Annotated in this window: 10 protein-coding genes and 1 pseudogene; 8 read left to right on the forward strand and 3 right to left on the reverse strand. The window is 75.4% G+C overall.

Annotated elements, in window-relative coordinates; genetic code table 11:
• Window positions 1–123 (reverse strand): annotated as a pseudogene (locus AB0K37_RS33355) (LuxR C-terminal-related transcriptional regulator); the annotation flags it as partial.
• Between AB0K37_RS33355 and AB0K37_RS33360 the strand changes: the two are divergent.
• Genes AB0K37_RS33360 through AB0K37_RS33375 form a run of 4 tightly spaced genes read left to right on the forward strand, consistent with a single transcriptional unit; the run spans window position 83 to window position 9,018 of the window.
• Window positions 83–7,009 (forward strand): acyltransferase domain-containing protein, encoded by a 6,927-nt coding sequence (locus AB0K37_RS33360; RefSeq protein WP_363987775.1) that lies wholly within the window; start codon window positions 83–85, stop codon window positions 7,007–7,009. The pseudogene AB0K37_RS33355 and the gene AB0K37_RS33360 sit on opposite strands and share 41 nt — an antisense overlap.
• Complete coding sequence (locus AB0K37_RS33365; protein WP_363987777.1) at window positions 7,006–7,785, forward strand: SDR family NAD(P)-dependent oxidoreductase; 780 nt, start codon at window positions 7,006–7,008, stop codon at window positions 7,783–7,785. Before AB0K37_RS33360 ends, AB0K37_RS33365 begins: the two co-directional genes overlap by 4 nt.
• Before the next feature lie 10 nt (window positions 7,786–7,795).
• Window positions 7,796–8,764, forward strand: coding sequence for an aromatase/cyclase (locus tag AB0K37_RS33370; RefSeq protein ID WP_363987779.1), 969 nt, complete (start codon window positions 7,796–7,798; stop codon window positions 8,762–8,764).
• Complete coding sequence (locus tag AB0K37_RS33375; protein WP_363987781.1) at window positions 8,761–9,018, forward strand: acyl carrier protein; 258 nt, start codon at window positions 8,761–8,763, stop codon at window positions 9,016–9,018. The genes AB0K37_RS33370 and AB0K37_RS33375 overlap by 4 nt, the downstream gene beginning before the upstream one ends.
• A gap of 114 nt (window positions 9,019–9,132) precedes the next feature.
• On the opposite strand, the gene AB0K37_RS33380 is transcribed toward AB0K37_RS33375, so the two are convergent.
• Both AB0K37_RS33380 and AB0K37_RS33385 read right to left on the reverse strand, forming a co-directional pair.
• Window positions 9,133–9,570, reverse strand: a complete 438-nt coding sequence (locus AB0K37_RS33380) for a nuclear transport factor 2 family protein (protein ID WP_363987782.1) — start codon at window positions 9,568–9,570, stop codon at window positions 9,133–9,135.
• A gap of 58 nt (window positions 9,571–9,628) precedes the next feature.
• Window positions 9,629–10,561 (reverse strand): AfsR/SARP family transcriptional regulator, encoded by a 933-nt coding sequence (locus tag AB0K37_RS33385; RefSeq protein ID WP_363987784.1) that lies wholly within the window; start codon window positions 10,559–10,561, stop codon window positions 9,629–9,631.
• A gap of 262 nt (window positions 10,562–10,823) precedes the next feature.
• Between AB0K37_RS33385 and AB0K37_RS33390 the strand changes: the two genes are divergently transcribed.
• The 4 genes from AB0K37_RS33390 to AB0K37_RS33405 form a co-directional block, all read left to right on the forward strand.
• Window positions 10,824–12,272, forward strand: a complete 1,449-nt coding sequence (locus tag AB0K37_RS33390; protein WP_363987786.1) for an MFS transporter — start codon at window positions 10,824–10,826, stop codon at window positions 12,270–12,272.
• A 56-nt stretch (window positions 12,273–12,328) separates the two neighbouring features.
• Entirely contained in the window at window positions 12,329–12,832 is a 504-nt protein-coding gene (locus tag AB0K37_RS33395; protein ID WP_363987788.1) for an SRPBCC family protein, read from the forward strand.
• Window positions 12,825–14,060 (forward strand): cytochrome P450, encoded by a 1,236-nt coding sequence (locus AB0K37_RS33400; protein ID WP_363987789.1) that lies wholly within the window; start codon window positions 12,825–12,827, stop codon window positions 14,058–14,060. The genes AB0K37_RS33395 and AB0K37_RS33400 overlap by 8 nt, the downstream gene beginning before the upstream one ends.
• Window positions 14,061–14,073: 13 nt before the next feature.
• Window positions 14,074–14,867, forward strand: a 794-nt coding sequence (locus tag AB0K37_RS33405; protein WP_363987791.1) for a hydrolase, incomplete at its 3' end; no start/stop codon positions are given.

Consider the following 14,867-nt stretch of genomic DNA (forward strand, 5'->3'; position numbering starts at 1 on the left):
GCGGGTGGGTTCGCCCATCTTGGCCATCGCGGTGGACAGGTAGTTGCGGACGGTGCCCTCCGACAGGTGCAGGTCGGCCGCGATGCGGGCGGTCGCGGTCGAGGCGGGCGAGGACGAGGCCCGCGCCGCGCTCGCGGACCGCCTGGACCGCGCCGACGTCGCCGCCGTGAACGGCCCCCGCTCGGTGGTGATCGCGGGGGAGGAGGCGGTGGTGACCGCGGCCGCCGAGCGCTTCGCCGCGTCCGGGCGGCGCACGAAGCGGCTGCGCATCGGACGCGCCGTCCATTCCCCGCTCGTCGAACCGCTGCTGGACGACCTGCGCGCCGTGGCCGCCGGGCTCGACTGGAGGCGGCCGGACGCGGGGCCGGCCGTCGTCTCCTCCGTGACGGGCGGGCAGGTGGACGCCGGCCGGCTCGCGGACCCCGGGCACTGGGCCGCCAACGCCCGCAGGACCGTCCGGTTCGGCGAGGCCCTCAGAACGCTGCACGCGCTGGGGGCACGGCGGTTCGTCGAATCCGGCCCCGGGACCGCGCTCACCGACCTGCTGCCGGCGAACGTCTCCGACCCCGCCGTGACCGCCCTGCCCTGCATGCCCGGCGGGCGGGACGAGGCGCAGGGCGTGGTGACGGCCCTGGCCGGCGTCCACCTCGCCGGCGGCCGGGTCGACTGGCGCGCCTTCTTCGGGACGGGCGCCCGCCCGGTCGACCTGCCGACGTACGCGTTCCAGCGCGACCGCCACTGGCTCGACACCGCCGACGCCGGCGAGGCTCCGGCGGCGCCGGACACCGACACCCGGCGGCTCGTGGCCGAGACCCTCGAACAGGTCCTCGGGACCGGCGCGGAGGCCGGCCCCGACGTGCCGTTCCGCGAACTGGGCGTGGACTCGCGGATGGCCGTGGTGATCCGCGACCGCCTCTCGGCCGCCCTCGGCCGGGACCTGCCCGGTTCCCTGCTCTTCGACCACCCCACCGCCGCGGAGCTCGCCGACGCCCTCCGGACGGGACCCGCGGCCCGTCCCGCCCCGTCCCGTCCCACCGCCGCGCCGTCCGCGCCGGGCGGGGACGATCCGGGCGGGGGCGAGGACGACATCGCGGTCGTCGCGATGGGCTGCCGCTACCCGGGCGGTGTGCGATCGCCGGAGGACCTCTGGCGGCTGGTGGACGCCGGGACCGACGCGATCGGGCCGTTCCCGGACGACCGGGACTGGGACCTCGACGAGGTGCGGGAGGGCCCGGCCATGGGCGGGTTCCTCGACGGCGCCGCCGAGTTCGACGCCGCGTTCTTCGGGATCTCGCCGCGCGAGGCGGCGGGGATCGACCCGCAGCAGCGGCTGCTGCTGGAGACCGCGTGGGAGGCGTTCGAGCGGGCCGGGCTCGACCGCGACACCCTGCGCGGCAGCCGGACCGGCGTCTTCGTCGGCGCCACGGCGCAGGACTACGGCCCGCGCCTCGCCGAACCCGAGGACGGCAGCCGCGGCCACCGGCTCACCGGCACCACGCCCAGCGTCGCCTCCGGGCGCATCGCCTACGTCCTCGGCCTTCGCGGCCCCGCCGTCACCGTGGACACCGCGTGCTCGGCGTCCCTGGTCAGCGTGCACATGGCCGCGCAGGCGATCCGGCAGGGCGAGTGCGACACCGCGCTCGCCGGGGGCGTGACGGTGCTGGCGACCCCCGGCATGTTCCTGGACTTCGGCCGCCAGCAGGGGCTCGCCTCCGACGGCCGCTGCAAGGCGTTCTCCGCCGACGCCGACGGCACGGCGTGGGCGGAGGGCGCCGGGCTCGTCGTCCTGCAGCGCCTGGGCGACGCCCGGCGGGCGGGACGTCCCGTCCTGGCCGTCCTGCGCGGCAGCGCCGTCAACCAGGACGGCGCCAGCAACGGGCTCACGGCGCCGAACGGCACCGCGCAGGAGCAGGTCATCCGCGATGCGCTGGACCGCGCCGGCATCGGCCCCGCCGACGTGGACGCCGTCGAGGCGCACGGAACCGGGACCGCGCTGGGCGACCCCGTCGAGGCGGGCGCCCTCGCCCGCACCTACGGCGCCGCCCGCGCCGGAGGCGACCCGGTCTGGCTGGGCTCCCTCAAGTCCAACATCGGGCACGCCCAGGCCGCCGCGGGCGTCGGCGGCCTGATCAAGATGGTGGAGGCGCTGCGCGCCGGGCGGCTGCCCCGCACCCTGCACCTGCGCGCGCCGTCCCCGCACGTGGACTGGGACGGCAGCGGCCTGGCCCTGCTGACCGAGCCGGTGCCGTGGCCGCGCGCGGACCGCCCCCGCCGCGCCGCCGTCTCCTCGTTCGGCATCAGCGGCACCAACGCGCACGTCATCGTCGAGGAGGCCGGGCCCGTCGAAGAGCCCGAACGCCCCGCCGGAGAGCCGGACAGCCCCGCGCCCTTCGCGCTCGCGCTGTCGGCCCGCACCAGCGCCGCGCTGCGCGCGCAGGCCGGACGGGCCCGCGAGTTCATGGCCGCGCATCCGCAGGAGCGCCCGGCCGACATCGCCCGGACGCTGGCGGCCCGCACGCCGATGCGGTGGCGCGCCGCGGTCGTCGGGGACACCCGCGACGACCTCATGGACGGCCTGGAGATCCTGGCGGGCGGGGGCAAGGTGCCGGCGGCCGTGCGCGGCTACCGGTCGCCCGCCCTCGTGCGGGCCCAGGCGCGCGACGCCTCGGATCCGGTGTTCGTGTTCCCCGGCCAGGGGGCGCAGTGGCGCGGCATGGCCGTGGAGCTGCTGCGCGAGTCGCCGGTGTTCCGCGAGCGGATGGCCGAGTGCGAGCGGGCCCTGTCGGCGCACTGCGACTGGTCGCTCGCGGACGTGCTGGAGAACGACCCGCTGGACCGGGTGGACGTCGTCCAGCCGGCGCTGTTCGCCGTCATGGTGTCGCTCGCCCGCCTGTGGGAGTCGGCCGGGATCCGTCCGGCGGCGGTGGTCGGGCATTCCCAGGGCGAGATCGCGGCCGCCTGCGTGTCCGGCGCCCTGTCGCTGGACGACGCCGCCAAGGTGGCGTGCCTGCGCAGCCGGGCGCTGCGGAAGGTCGCGGGCAGCGGAGGCATGGCCTCGGTGCCGCTGCCCGCCGATGAGATCGACCTGCCCGCCCGGGTGTGGACGGCGGCGGTGAACGGGCCGTCATCCACGGTCGTCGCCGGGGACGCCGACGCGCTCGACGGGTTCGTCGCCCGGCTCCAGGACGAGGGCGTCGACGCGCGGAGCGTGGACGTGGACTACGCCTCCCACACCGAGGCGATGGAGCCGATGCGCGACCCGCTCCTCGCCGACCTCGCCGGGCTCGCCCCGGCCGCGCCGGACGTCCCGCTGTGGTCGACGCTGACCGGCGGGCCGCTCGACCGGGCGATGGACGAGCACTACTGGTTCGACAACATCCGCGGAACCGTGCGGTTCCGGGACGTGGTGCGCGGGCTCATCGACGCCGGGCACACGCGGTTCGTCGAGGTCAGCCCGCATCCGGTGCTGGCCCGGGCGATCGAGGGCACGGCGGGCGAGGGCACGGCGGGCGAGGGGGAGGTGACCGTCCTCGGCACGCTGAGGCGCGACGGCGGCGGGCTCGCGGACTTCCTCACCGGCGCCGCCGCCGCCTACGTCGATGGCATGCCGGTGGACTGGGGCGCGTTCGTCCCCGACGGCCGGATCGTGCCGATGCCGACCTACCCCTTCGAGTCCCGGCGGTACTGGCGGTCCGCCGGGACCGGGGGCGCGGCGGGCGTCGCGGGCGCGGCGAAGGCCGGGCATCCGCTGCTGGACGTCGAAGTGGAACTGCCCGGCGGCGGGCTCCTGCGCACGGGGCGGCTGTCCGTCGCGCGGCACCCGTGGCTCGCCGACCACGAGGTCGCCGGCGCGATCCTGCTGCCGGGCACCGCCCTGGTCGAGATGGCCTGCTCGGCGGGCGCGCGGGTCGGCCACGGCCGGCTGCGCGAGCTGGTGCTGGAACGCCCGCTGAACGTCCCCGCCTCCGGCGAGGTCGAGGTTCGGCTGCTCGCCGGCGCGGACCTGTCGGTCGTCGTGGAGTCCCGTCCCGGCGACGGGGGCGACTGGACGCGGCACGCCACCGGAAGCCTGGAGGACGACGCCGGGCCCGCGGGACGCGCGGAGGAGTGGCCGCCGCCCAGCGCGGAACCGGTGCCCCTGGACGGCGCCTACGCCGGGCTCGCCGGACGCGGCTACGCCTACGGCCCCGCCTTCCGCGGCCTGCGGCGCGCCTGGAGGGACGGCGACGACCTCTACGCCGAGGTCGTCTCCGACCAGGACCGGGGCGCGCACCGCGTCCATCCGGCGCTGCTGGACGCGGCCCTGCACCCGCTGCTGCTGCCGGGGGAGGGGCCTCCGGAGGTGCCGTTCGTCTGGAAGGGCGTCACCTGCCGTCCCGCCGACACGTCCGCCCTGCGCGTGCGGCTGAGCCGCGCCGGCGACGGGACGGCCCGGCTGGAGGCGGCCGACGCCGAGGGGCGGATGGTCGCCGCCGTCGATTCGCTGGACCTGAGGCCGCTCGCCGACGACGCGTCCGGTGACCTCTACGAGACGCGATGGCGTGAGGTGACGGACGAGCCGGACGGCGGTCCGTCCGACGTGCGCGTCGTGCGCGTCCCCGACCTGGACGGCCTCGTGCCTGACGACGCCCACCGCGCCGCACGCGCCGTCCTGGAAGAGATCCAGAAGACCTCCGACGCCGTCGCCGTCGTCACCGAGAACGCGCAGCGCGTCCGCGCGGGCGACGAGGTCTCCGGACTGTCCCAGGCGGCGGTGACCGGGCTCGTGCGCTCGGTCCGCGCCGAACGGCAGGGCCGCCTCGTCCTGATCGACGTGGACGGCGACCCGCGCTCCGATAAGGCGCTGCCCAAGGCGCTCGCCACCGGCGAACCCGAGCTGGCGGTCAGGCGGGGCCGCCTGTACACGCCTCGGCTGGCCCTGCCCGGCGACGACGGACTCACCCCGCCGGACGGGATCCCTTGGCGGCTGGACGTCACCCGTCGGGGCTCGCTCCGTGACCTGGCGCTCGTCCCCGCCCCCGAGGCCGGGCGGCCGCTCGGCGAGGGCGAGGTCCGCATCGCCGTCCGCGCCTCCGGACTGAACTTCCGGGACGTCGCCGTCGCCCTGCGCCTGGTCTCCACCGAGCGGACCATGGGCAGCGAGGGAGCCGGGATCGTCACCGAGACCGGCCCCGGCGTCACCGCGCTCCGCCCTGGAGACCGGGTCGCGGGCGTGTTCGAGCGGTCCCACGGGCCCGTCGCGGTCGCCGACGCCCGGCAGGTCGCGCCGATGCCGCCCGGCTGGACGTTCACCCGGGCTGCGTCGGTGCCGATCGTCTTCGCCACCGCCTACCAGTGCCTGGTCGAGATCGCCGGGCTGCGGCGCGGGGAGAGCGTGCTGATCCACGCGGCCACCGGCGGCGTGGGGCTGGCCGCCCTCCACCTCGCGCGGCACCTGGGCGCCGAGGTGTACGCCACCGCGAGCCCGCGCAAGCAGCACGTCCTGCGCGAGCTCGGCCTCGGCGACGACCGCATCGCCTCCTCCCGCGACCTGGAGTTCGAGGAGCGGTTCCGGGGACACGTCGACGTCGTCCTCAACTCGCTGGCCCGCGAGACCGTGGACGCCTCGCTTCGCGTGCTGCGCCCCGGCGGCCGCTTCGTGGAGATCGGCAAGACCGACCTGCGCGACCCCGGCGCGGTGGAGGCCGAGCACGCCGGTGTCCGGTACGCCGCGTACGACCTGCTCAGCGTCGAGCCCGAACGGGTCGGCGAGGTGCTGCGGACCGTGCTCGGCCTGCACGAGGCGGGCGCGCTGCCGCCCCTCCCGCTCCAGGTCCACGACGTGCGGCGGGCGCCCGAGGCGCTGCGGACCCTGCGGCACGCCGAGCACATCGGCAAGCTCGTCCTGACCGTCCCGCCCCCGGAGGCCCTCACCCCCGACGGAACGGTCCTCATCACCGGCGGCACGGGGAGGCTGGGCGCCCTTCTGGCGCGGCACCTCGTCCGCGAGCACGGCGTGCGCAGGCTCGTCCTGGCGGGCCGCCGCGGACGCTCCGCCGACGGCGTCCACGCGCTGGAGGCCGAGCTGACCGGACTCGGCGCCGAGGTCGCCTTCCCCGCCTGCGACACCTCCGACCGCGACGCCGTGGCCCGCCTGCTGGCCGAGCACCCCCCGACCGCCGTGGTGCACGCCGCCGGCGTGCTGGACGACGGCCTCGCCGCGACCCTGACCGGTGAACGCCTGGACGCCGTCCTGCGGCCCAAGGTGGACGCCGCCTGGCACCTCCACGAGCTGACCCGGGAGACGGATCTGACGGCCTTCGTGATGTTCTCCTCGGCGGTCGGAGTGCTCGGCGCGCCCGGGCAGTCCAACTATGCCGCCGCCAACACCTGGCTGGACGCGCTGGCCCAGCGGCGGCGCGCCCAGGGGCTGCCCGCCGTCTCGCTCTCCTGGGGCCTGTGGGACGAGCGCGGCGGCATGACCGGGCACCTGTCGGACGACCAGGTCGGCAGGCTGCGCCGCACGGGCATCGCGCCGCTGCCCGCCGAACGCGGGCTCGCTCTCTTCGACGCGGCGCTCCGGGCGCCGCACGACCACCTGGTCCCGGTGAACCTGGACGTCCGCGACGTGCGGCCGGGCACGGTCCCGATGCTCGCCGGCCTCGTCGCCGGCGAACCCGAGCCGGACCGGCCGGACGAGGCGCCGCGCGGCGGCCTCGCCGAGCGCGTGCGCGGCGCGTCGGCCGACGACCTGGAACGCGTCCTGACCGCGGCCGTGTGCGACACCGCAGGGGAGATCCTCGGATACCCCGAGCCCGGCGGCGTCGGACCGGACGACGCGTTCAAGGAACTCGGCTTCGACTCCCTGCTCAGCGTCGACCTGCGCAACCGCGTCAACCGCGAGCTGGGGATCGAGCTGCCGACCACCGCGGTCATGGACAACCCGACCCCCGCCGAACTGGCCGGGGTCATCCGGGCGGCGCTGCCGCCCGGGCAACCGGACGCCGATGAGAAGGAGGAGGCACGATGAGCGAGCAGCGCGAACGGCACGCCTTCGTGAGCGGGGCGACCAGCGGCATCGGCCGCGCGGTCGCCGAGCGGCTGGCCGGCGACGGCGCGCGGGTGTTCATCTGCGCGCGCGACGCCGACGCCGTCGCCGGAACGGTCAAGGAGCTGCGGGACGCCGGCGGCGACGTGGACGGCGCCCCCTGCGACGTCCGCGACGCCGGCCAGGTCCGGTCCGCGGTCGAGGAGGCCAACGCGGCGGGACCGATCAACGTCCTGGTCAACAACGTCGGCCGGGGCGGCGGCGGGCAGACCGCCGAGATCCCCGACGAGCTTTGGGACGACGTCATCGCCACCAACCTGACCAGCGTCTTCCGCGTGACCCGCGCGTTCCTGGCGTCCGGCCTCAAGGACGCCGGGTGGGGGCGCGTCATCAACATCGCGTCCACGGCGGGCAAGCAGGGCGTCGTCCTCGGGGCGCCGTACTCGGCGTCCAAGCACGGCGTCGTCGGCTTCACCAAGGCGCTCGGCCTGGAGCTGGCCAAGAGCGGCGTCACCGTCAACGCCGTCTGCCCCGGCTACGTCGAGACGCCCATGGCGGAGAACATCCGGCGCGGCTACGCCGACTACTGGGACGTCACCGAGGGCGAGGTCCTGGCCCGGTTCGAGGCGAAGATCCCGCTGGGCCGGTACACCGCGCCCGAGGAGGTCGCCGCGATGGTCGCCTACCTGGCCGGTCCCGACACCGGCGCGGTCACGGCCCAGGCGATCAACGTGTGCGGCGGGCTCGGCAACTTCTGAGGAGCGGCGTATGACCCTGCGAGAGGACACCGCGGCGACCGTCCGGCACACCGAGCACACGACGCGGATCGCCGCGCCGCCGGACGAGGTCTACCGGATCGTGGCGGACGTGACGACCTGGCCGGTGCATTTCCCGCCGACCGTGCACGCCGTCCGCGTCTCCGGCGACGACCGGGCCGAACGCATACGGATCTGGGCGCTCGCCAACGGCGCGCTCCGCACCTGGGTGTCGGCCCGCGCCCTCGACCCCGCCGCGCGGACCGTCGAGTTCGCGCAGGCCGAGCCGAGCGCCCCGGTCGCCGAGATGCGCGGGACCTGGCGGATCGGGCCGGACGGGGACGGCGGCTCCCGCGTCTCCCTGGTCCACGACTACGCCGCCGTCGACGACGACCCGGACGCCCTCGCGCTCATCGACCGCGCCGTCGAAAGCAACAGCACGGCGGAGCTGGACGCGCTCAGGCGCGCGGCCGAGACCGGCGCCGACGACGGCCTGACCCTGGAGTTCAGCGACGCCGAGCTCGTCCGAGGGCCGCTGGAGGCGGCGTACGACTTCGTCAACGAGTGCGACCGGTGGCCCGAGCGGCTCCCGCACGTGCTGAGCGTGGCCCTGACCGAGGACGAGCCCGGCCTCCAGTTCATGGAGATGGACACCCGGTCGCCGGACGGCTCCGCGCACACCACCGCGTCCGGCCGGGTGTGCGTGCCCGGCGAGCGGATCGTCTACAAGCAGACCACGACGCCGCCGGTCATGCGCACGCACAACGGCGAGTGGCTGTTCGAGGACGCCGGGGACGGCGCGGTGCGCGTCACGTCCCGGCACACGGTCGTCATCGACCCCGGGGCGCTGCGGGGACCGGCCGCCGGCGGGATGGACCTGCCGGCGGTGCGCGAGAAGATCCGCGAGACGCTCGGCGCCAACAGCAGGGCGACCCTGCGCGCCGCCAAGCGGTACGCGGAGAACGAGAGGAGCGGAAAGTGAAGGAACTGACCCTGGACGACCTGAAGAACGCCCTGCGGGCGGCGGCGGGCGAGGCGGAGAACCTCGACGAATCGGGCGATCTGCTGGAAGTGCCGTTCTCCGAACTGGGCTACGACTCGCTGGCCGTCATGGAGACCACCGCGCAGGTCGAGCGGATGCTCGGCATCGAACTGCCCGAAGAGGAGACCGCCGAACTGAGGACGCCCCGCGAATACCTGGACTTCGTCAACGCCAGGATCAAGGAGACGGTGTAGGCGCGGACGGTGTGAACACGCCTGAATGAATCCATGAACGGCGAAAGAGCCGGCGGCCCGCACGGGCCGCCGGCTCTTTCGCGCGCCATTCCCGATGATCCGGGGAACGGGCGGTCAGGACATCCCGTCGACCCGGACGACCCGCTCCCGGATCTGCCAGGAGCCGCCGTCCGGAACGAGAACGTCCTCGCAGGTCGTGCTCGCGTGCAGGACGGTCCCCTTCTCCTTGCTCGACTGGAACACCAGCGCGTAGCTGGCGACCCGGACGGCCCCGTCCTCGGGGGTGATGTGGCTCATCCCGAGCCAGTGGCGCCGGACGATCCCCGCCTCGGCGAGCTTGTCGGCGACCGTCCGGGACGCCGACCGGATCTTCTCCCGCCCGCGGACGGGCTCGGGATGACCCTGGGCGTCGAACACGCCGTCGGGGGTGAAAGCGTCCGCCCACTCCTCGACCCTTCCGGCGTCGAGGAGTTGCATGTGCCAGGCGTAGAAGTTGTCGATGCCGGCCCGCAGTTCGGCCGGGGTGATCGTGGTGGGCATGGTGGTGGGCATGGTGCGTCCCCTTTCTGAGTCGTGTTGCGGGAGTCGTGCGGCGGGAGCCGCGCCGCCGTCAGCGGACGGTCTGCGCGGGCGAGGGCCCGGCGGTCCGCGGGGCCCGCGGACCCGGCACTGCGGGCGTGCCGGGCGCGGGGCCGCGGGCCGCCGCCGTCTTCGGCGCCGTGCACGTCAGCGGCGTCCTGGGCTGCTCGCCCTGCAGGACGGCGGCGTGCACCTCGTTGAGCTCGGGAGACGGGCTGAGCCCGAGGTCCTCGGCGAGGATGTTGCGGGCCGAATGGAAGGCCTCCAGCGCGTCGTAGCGGCGCCCGGAACGTGCCAGCGCGCACACCAGAAGAGCGTGGTACCACTCGTCGTACGGCTTGAGGGCGACCAGTGAGCGCAGCTCGCCGATGAGCTCGCGGTGCCGTCCGAGCCGCAGGTCGGCCTCGATGCGCAGGTTCAGCGCGTGCGCGCGGTGCTCGTCCAGCGCCGCCGCGTGGCTCTCCAGCACCCGGCCGAGCTCGACGTTGGCCAGCGGGGGACCGGTCCAGAGGTCGAGCGCGTCGCAGAGCGGCTCCACGGCCTCGGCGGAGCGGCCGTCCTGCAGCAGCCCGCGGCCCTGGGCGAGCAGCCGGTCGAACCGGCTGAGGTCCAGCTGCTCGGGGGAGACCTCCAGCATGTAGCCGGGCGGGCGGGTGAGCAGGACGTCGCCGTCCCCGGCCCCGTCCCCGCCCGTGTCCCCGGCCCCGCCGCCGTCCCGCTCCGGCGTCCCCTCGGCGGTCAGCCAGCGCCGGATCTGGTACACGTACGTCTGGGCGGTGCGGGCCGCGCTGCGCGGCGGGTCGTCGCCCCACAGCTCCTCGATGATCGTGTCGAGCGGCACGACGCGGCCCGCGCGCACCAGCAGCAGCGCGAGCGTGTTCAGCACGCGCGGCGCGGTCGGTGCGAACGCCGGTCCGCCGCCGCCCACGACCTCCAGCGGGCCGAGCAGCTTGAAGCGGAGCATCTGAGTTTCGCCCTCCATCAATCTGTTCGTGGCTATTCACGGCATTCGCCGCTTTTTGCCAGGAAGCCGCTTTCTAAGCGCGCCATCGTCGTTCGGAGAGGTCTGGGGCCCCGAACGTCCACCGCCGCGTGCGCCTTCCGGGCCGGCCGGGGTATCGAAAGGAGTACTCCGCGGCCGGGGCGATCGCGTTTCCGCCTCCGGCGCTCGGTTATCAAGCGCCCCGTCAGAGAACGACTCGTCGACCGAAGAGGAGTGATCCTCGGTGACGACAGAAACGACGGTGGCCGAAAAGGGCACGTCGGAGCGGCTCGGGCTCGTCCTCGCCGTCTGCTGCGCGGGCCAGTTCCTGGTGGTGCTGGACGCCTCGGTGATGAACGTCGCGCTGCCCTCGATCAGGACGGCCCTGCATTTCCGGACCGACTCGCTGCAATGGATCATCAACGCGTACACCATCGTGTTCGCGGGGTTCCTGCTGCTCGGCGGGCGGCTCGCCGACATCTACGGGCGGCGCCGGGTGTTCCTCGGCGGCATCGCCGTGTTCACGCTCGCCAGCCTGGCCGGCGGCCTGGCCTGGAACCCGGCCTCGCTGCTCGCCGCGCGGGGGGTCCAGGGGCTGGGCGCGGCCGTCATGGCGCCGGCGACGCTCACCGTCCTCGGCACCACCTTCACCGACAGGGAGCGTCGGGCCCGGGCGTTCGGGCTCTGGGGCGCGGTCGCCGCGGGAGGCGGCGCCATCGGCGCGCTGGTCGGCGGCGCCATCACCGAATGGCTCTCCTGGCGCTGGATCCTGCTCGTCAACGTTCCGGTCGGCGTCGTGCTGACGGTGGGCGCCGTGTACGCGGTCACCGAGTCCCGTAAGGAGGACGACGACCGCCGGATGGACCTGCCCGGCGCCCTCGCCATCACGGCCGGGCTGATCCTGCTCGTGTACGGCATCGTCCGGTCCGAGAAGGAGGGCTGGGACTCGCCGCAGATCGTCGCGAGCCTGGGCGCGGCGGTACTCCTGCTCGTCCTGTTCGCGGTGAACGAGGCCCGCCGGAGAAGCCACCCGCTGGTGCCGCTCGGCATCTTCCGCAACCGCTCGGTGACGGCGGCCAACCTGGTCGCGTTCACCAGCACCGCCGCCCTGTGGGGGACGTTCTTCCTGTTCACCCTGCTGCTCCAGCTCGTCCTCGGCTACAGCCCCCTGGAGACCGGGTTCGCCTACCTGCCGCTGTCGCTCGGCATCGTCGCGGCCGCGCGCGGCATCGCCCCGCTGGTGCCCAGGACCGGGCCGCGGCCGCTGCTCGTGGCCGGGCTGCTGCTGTCGGCGGCCGGCCTTGCCTGGCTGTCGCGCGCCGGCGCCGGCGCCGGCTTCCTGACCGACCTGTTCGGCCCGACGCTGGTCCTCGGCATCGGGCAGGGCCTGGTGTCGGCGTCCATGACCGTCGCGGGCACCTCCGAGGTCGGCTACCGCGAGCAGGGCCTCGTCTCGGGGCTGCTCAACACCAGCCGCCAGGTCGGCGGAGCCCTCGGCCTCGGCATCCTCGCCGTCGTCGCCGCCGCGCACACCTCCGGCGTCGCGCACGGCGCGCACGTCACCACGCGGGCCCTCGCCGCGGGCTTCGACCGCGCCCTGCTGGTCTCGGCGCTGTTCCCGCTGCTGGGCGTGGCCGCCGCCCTCGCCGTCCCGAGGATCCGCCCGGACGAGGAGCGGGCCGCGCGCGGCTGACCCCGCCTCGACAGCATCCCGACAGGACGTCGACGGGCGCGGGCGAGATTGGGGACATGGATGCGAGCCAGTCAGCGACCTCCGCCACGGTCCCTCCCGTCCGCAAGTCCGTCGACGTCCCGGTGCCCGCGGCCCGCGCCTTCGCGCACTTCACCGGACGGCCGAGCGACTGGTGGCCCGAGAGCCACGCGCTGGTCGCCGCGCGAGAACGGGTGATCTTCGAACCCCGGGTCGGCGGCCGCTGGTACGAGCGATCCACCGACGGCTCCGAGCTCGACTGGGGCCGGGTGCTCGCCTGGGACCCGCCGCGGCGCCTCGTGCTGACCTGGCGCATCGACGGCGCGTTCCGTCCCGTCGACGGCGACGAGCGGGCCAGCCGCGTCGAAGTGACCTTCACCCCGCGCGGGCCCGGGGCGACCCGCGTGGAGCTGGCCCACGTCGAGCTGGCGCGGCACGGCGAGGCCGCCGGGCGCATCCGCGCGGCCATCGACGGCCCGAGCCCCGGCGAGACGCTCGCGCGCTTCGCCGCCACCCTCACCCCAGGAGACAGCCATGCCTGACCACGAGCCCACGCCCGCCGGGCAGGACCATCCGCACGACGCCGAGCCGCGCGGCGCGCCCTTCCCCTGGAGCCGCCCCGGCCCGTTCGCCCCGCCCGACCGGCACCGCGAGTGCCGCGAGCGGCCGGGCCTCACCCGGGTCCCGCGGTCGGCGGGCGAGCCGACCTGGGTGGTCACCCGGTACGCGGAGGTCCGCGAGGCCCTGAACGACGAGCGGCTCGGCAACGACCGCGGCCGCCCGGGATTCCCCGCGCCGTTCCCGATCCCCAAGGACTTCACGCTCAACTCGTCGCTGCTCGGGATGGACCCGCCCCGGCACACCGACTACCGCAAGCGCGTCGCCAAGGACTTCACCGTCCGCCGCGTCAAGCTGCTGCGGCCCCGCGTCGAGGAGATCGTGGACGCGCAGGTGGCCGCGCTGGAGGACGCGGGGCCGCCGCGCGACCTGCTCAGCGCCTTCGCCCTGCCGATCACCATCTCGGTGATCATGGAGCTGCTGGGGATCCCGCCGCGCGACAAGGACTTCCTCCACGTGCGCACCCGCACCATGTTCGGCGGGACGGCCACGGCCGCCGAGCGCAAGGAGGCCGTCAACCAGCTGGACGCCTACTTCCGCGACCTGGTCGCCGCCAAGTACGACGACCCCGGCGAGGACCTCGTCTCCAAGCTCACCGGCGCGTTCCCGCGCGAGGACGACTTCGACGAGCTCGTCCACCTGACCCGGCTGCTGTTCAACGGCGGGCACGAGAGCACCGCCAGCATGATCGCGGTGGGCACGCTCGCGCTGCTGCGCCACCCGGACCAGCTCGACCTGCTGCGCGGCGACCCCGACCTCGCGCCGCCGGCCGTCGAGGAACTGCTGCGCTATCTCAGCGTCACCGACCTCACCACCGCCCGCGTCGCGCGCACCGACCTGACGATCTCCGGCACGCGGGTGCGGGAGGGCGAGGGCGTCTTCCCGCTCACCGCCGCCGCCAACCGCGACCCCGAGGCGTTCGAGCGCCCCGACGAGCTCGACATCACCCGCGGGTCCCGCAAGCACCTGGCCTTCGGCCACGGCCGCCACCTGTGCCTCGGGTCCGAGCTGGCCCGGCTGGAGCTGGAGGTCGTCTTCCGCACCCTCTACCGCCGGCTGCCGGGGCTTCGGCTCGCCGTCCCGTTCGAGGAGCTGTCCTTCAAGGACGGCGGACTCGTGTACGGCGTCGAGGCGCTGCCCGTCACCTGGTGACCCGTCTGGAGTGATGAACGTGACCACCGCCATGACCGACGAGCGCACGGCCCTGGACGCCGCGGTGCGGGCCGCCGCCGAGCACGCCGGCGAGGCCGACCGCACCGGGCGGCTGAACGACGAGGCCGTCGCCGCCGTGGCCGCGACCGCCCTGCCCCGCCACTTCGTGCCCGCCCGCTGGGGCGGCGCGGAGTCCACGTTCCGCGAGCTGACCGCCGCGGTCGTCCGGCTCGGCGAGGCGTGCGCGTCCACCGCCTGGTGCGCCGCGATGCTCGCCTACACCGGCCGGTTCGCCGCCCACCTGCCCACCGAGGGGCAGCGCGACCTGTGGGACGGCACCCCGGGCGCGCTGCTCGTTCCCGGCCTGGTGCCCGCCGGGTCCGCCGAGGAGACCGAGGGCGGCTTCCTGCTGCGCGGGCGCTGGCGCTACGTCAGCGGCGTCGAGTTCGCCGACTGGGCGTTCATCTCGGGGCCCGCGGGCGGCGGCGTCGAGCCGCGCTTCTTCGCGGTGCCCCGCGCCGACTTCGCCTTCGAGCCGACCTGGAACGCGGTCGGCATGCGCGCCACCGGCAGCCACACCCTCGTGGTGGACGAGGCGTTCGTGCCGGCCCACCGCACGGCGCTGTTCAAGGAGGTGATGGGCGGGGTGAACCACACCTCGAAGGCGCCGCAGCACAACGTCCCGCTTCCTGCCGTGGGCGGGCTGACCTGCATCTCCGCGCTGATCGGCGCGGCGCGCGGCGCCCTGGCCTCCGCGACCCGCACCGCCGCGGCCAAGCGCGCCTCCGGCCCGCCCGGCGGCGCGGC

The organism is Actinomadura sp. NPDC049753 (assembly GCF_040674655.1).
GTDB lineage: Bacteria > Actinomycetota > Actinomycetes > Streptosporangiales > Streptosporangiaceae > Spirillospora > Spirillospora verrucosospora.

Excerpts from the sequence above, each read along its gene's own strand:
- AB0K37_RS33360 (WP_363987775.1), top strand. The coding sequence starts at position 83 with ATGCGGGCGGTCGCGGTCGAGGCGGGCGAGGACGAGGCCCGCGCCGCG.
- AB0K37_RS33365 (WP_363987777.1), top strand. The coding sequence starts at position 7,006 with ATGAGCGAGCAGCGCGAACGGCACGCCTTCGTGAGCGGGGCGACCAGC.
- AB0K37_RS33370 (WP_363987779.1), top strand. The coding sequence starts at position 7,796 with ATGACCCTGCGAGAGGACACCGCGGCGACCGTCCGGCACACCGAGCAC.
- AB0K37_RS33380 (WP_363987782.1), bottom strand. The coding sequence starts at position 9,570 with ATGCCCACCACCATGCCCACCACGATCACCCCGGCCGAACTGCGGGCC.
- AB0K37_RS33385 (WP_363987784.1), bottom strand. The coding sequence starts at position 10,561 with ATGCTCCGCTTCAAGCTGCTCGGCCCGCTGGAGGTCGTGGGCGGCGGC.
- AB0K37_RS33395 (WP_363987788.1), top strand. The coding sequence starts at position 12,329 with ATGGATGCGAGCCAGTCAGCGACCTCCGCCACGGTCCCTCCCGTCCGC.
- AB0K37_RS33400 (WP_363987789.1), top strand. The coding sequence starts at position 12,825 with ATGCCTGACCACGAGCCCACGCCCGCCGGGCAGGACCATCCGCACGAC.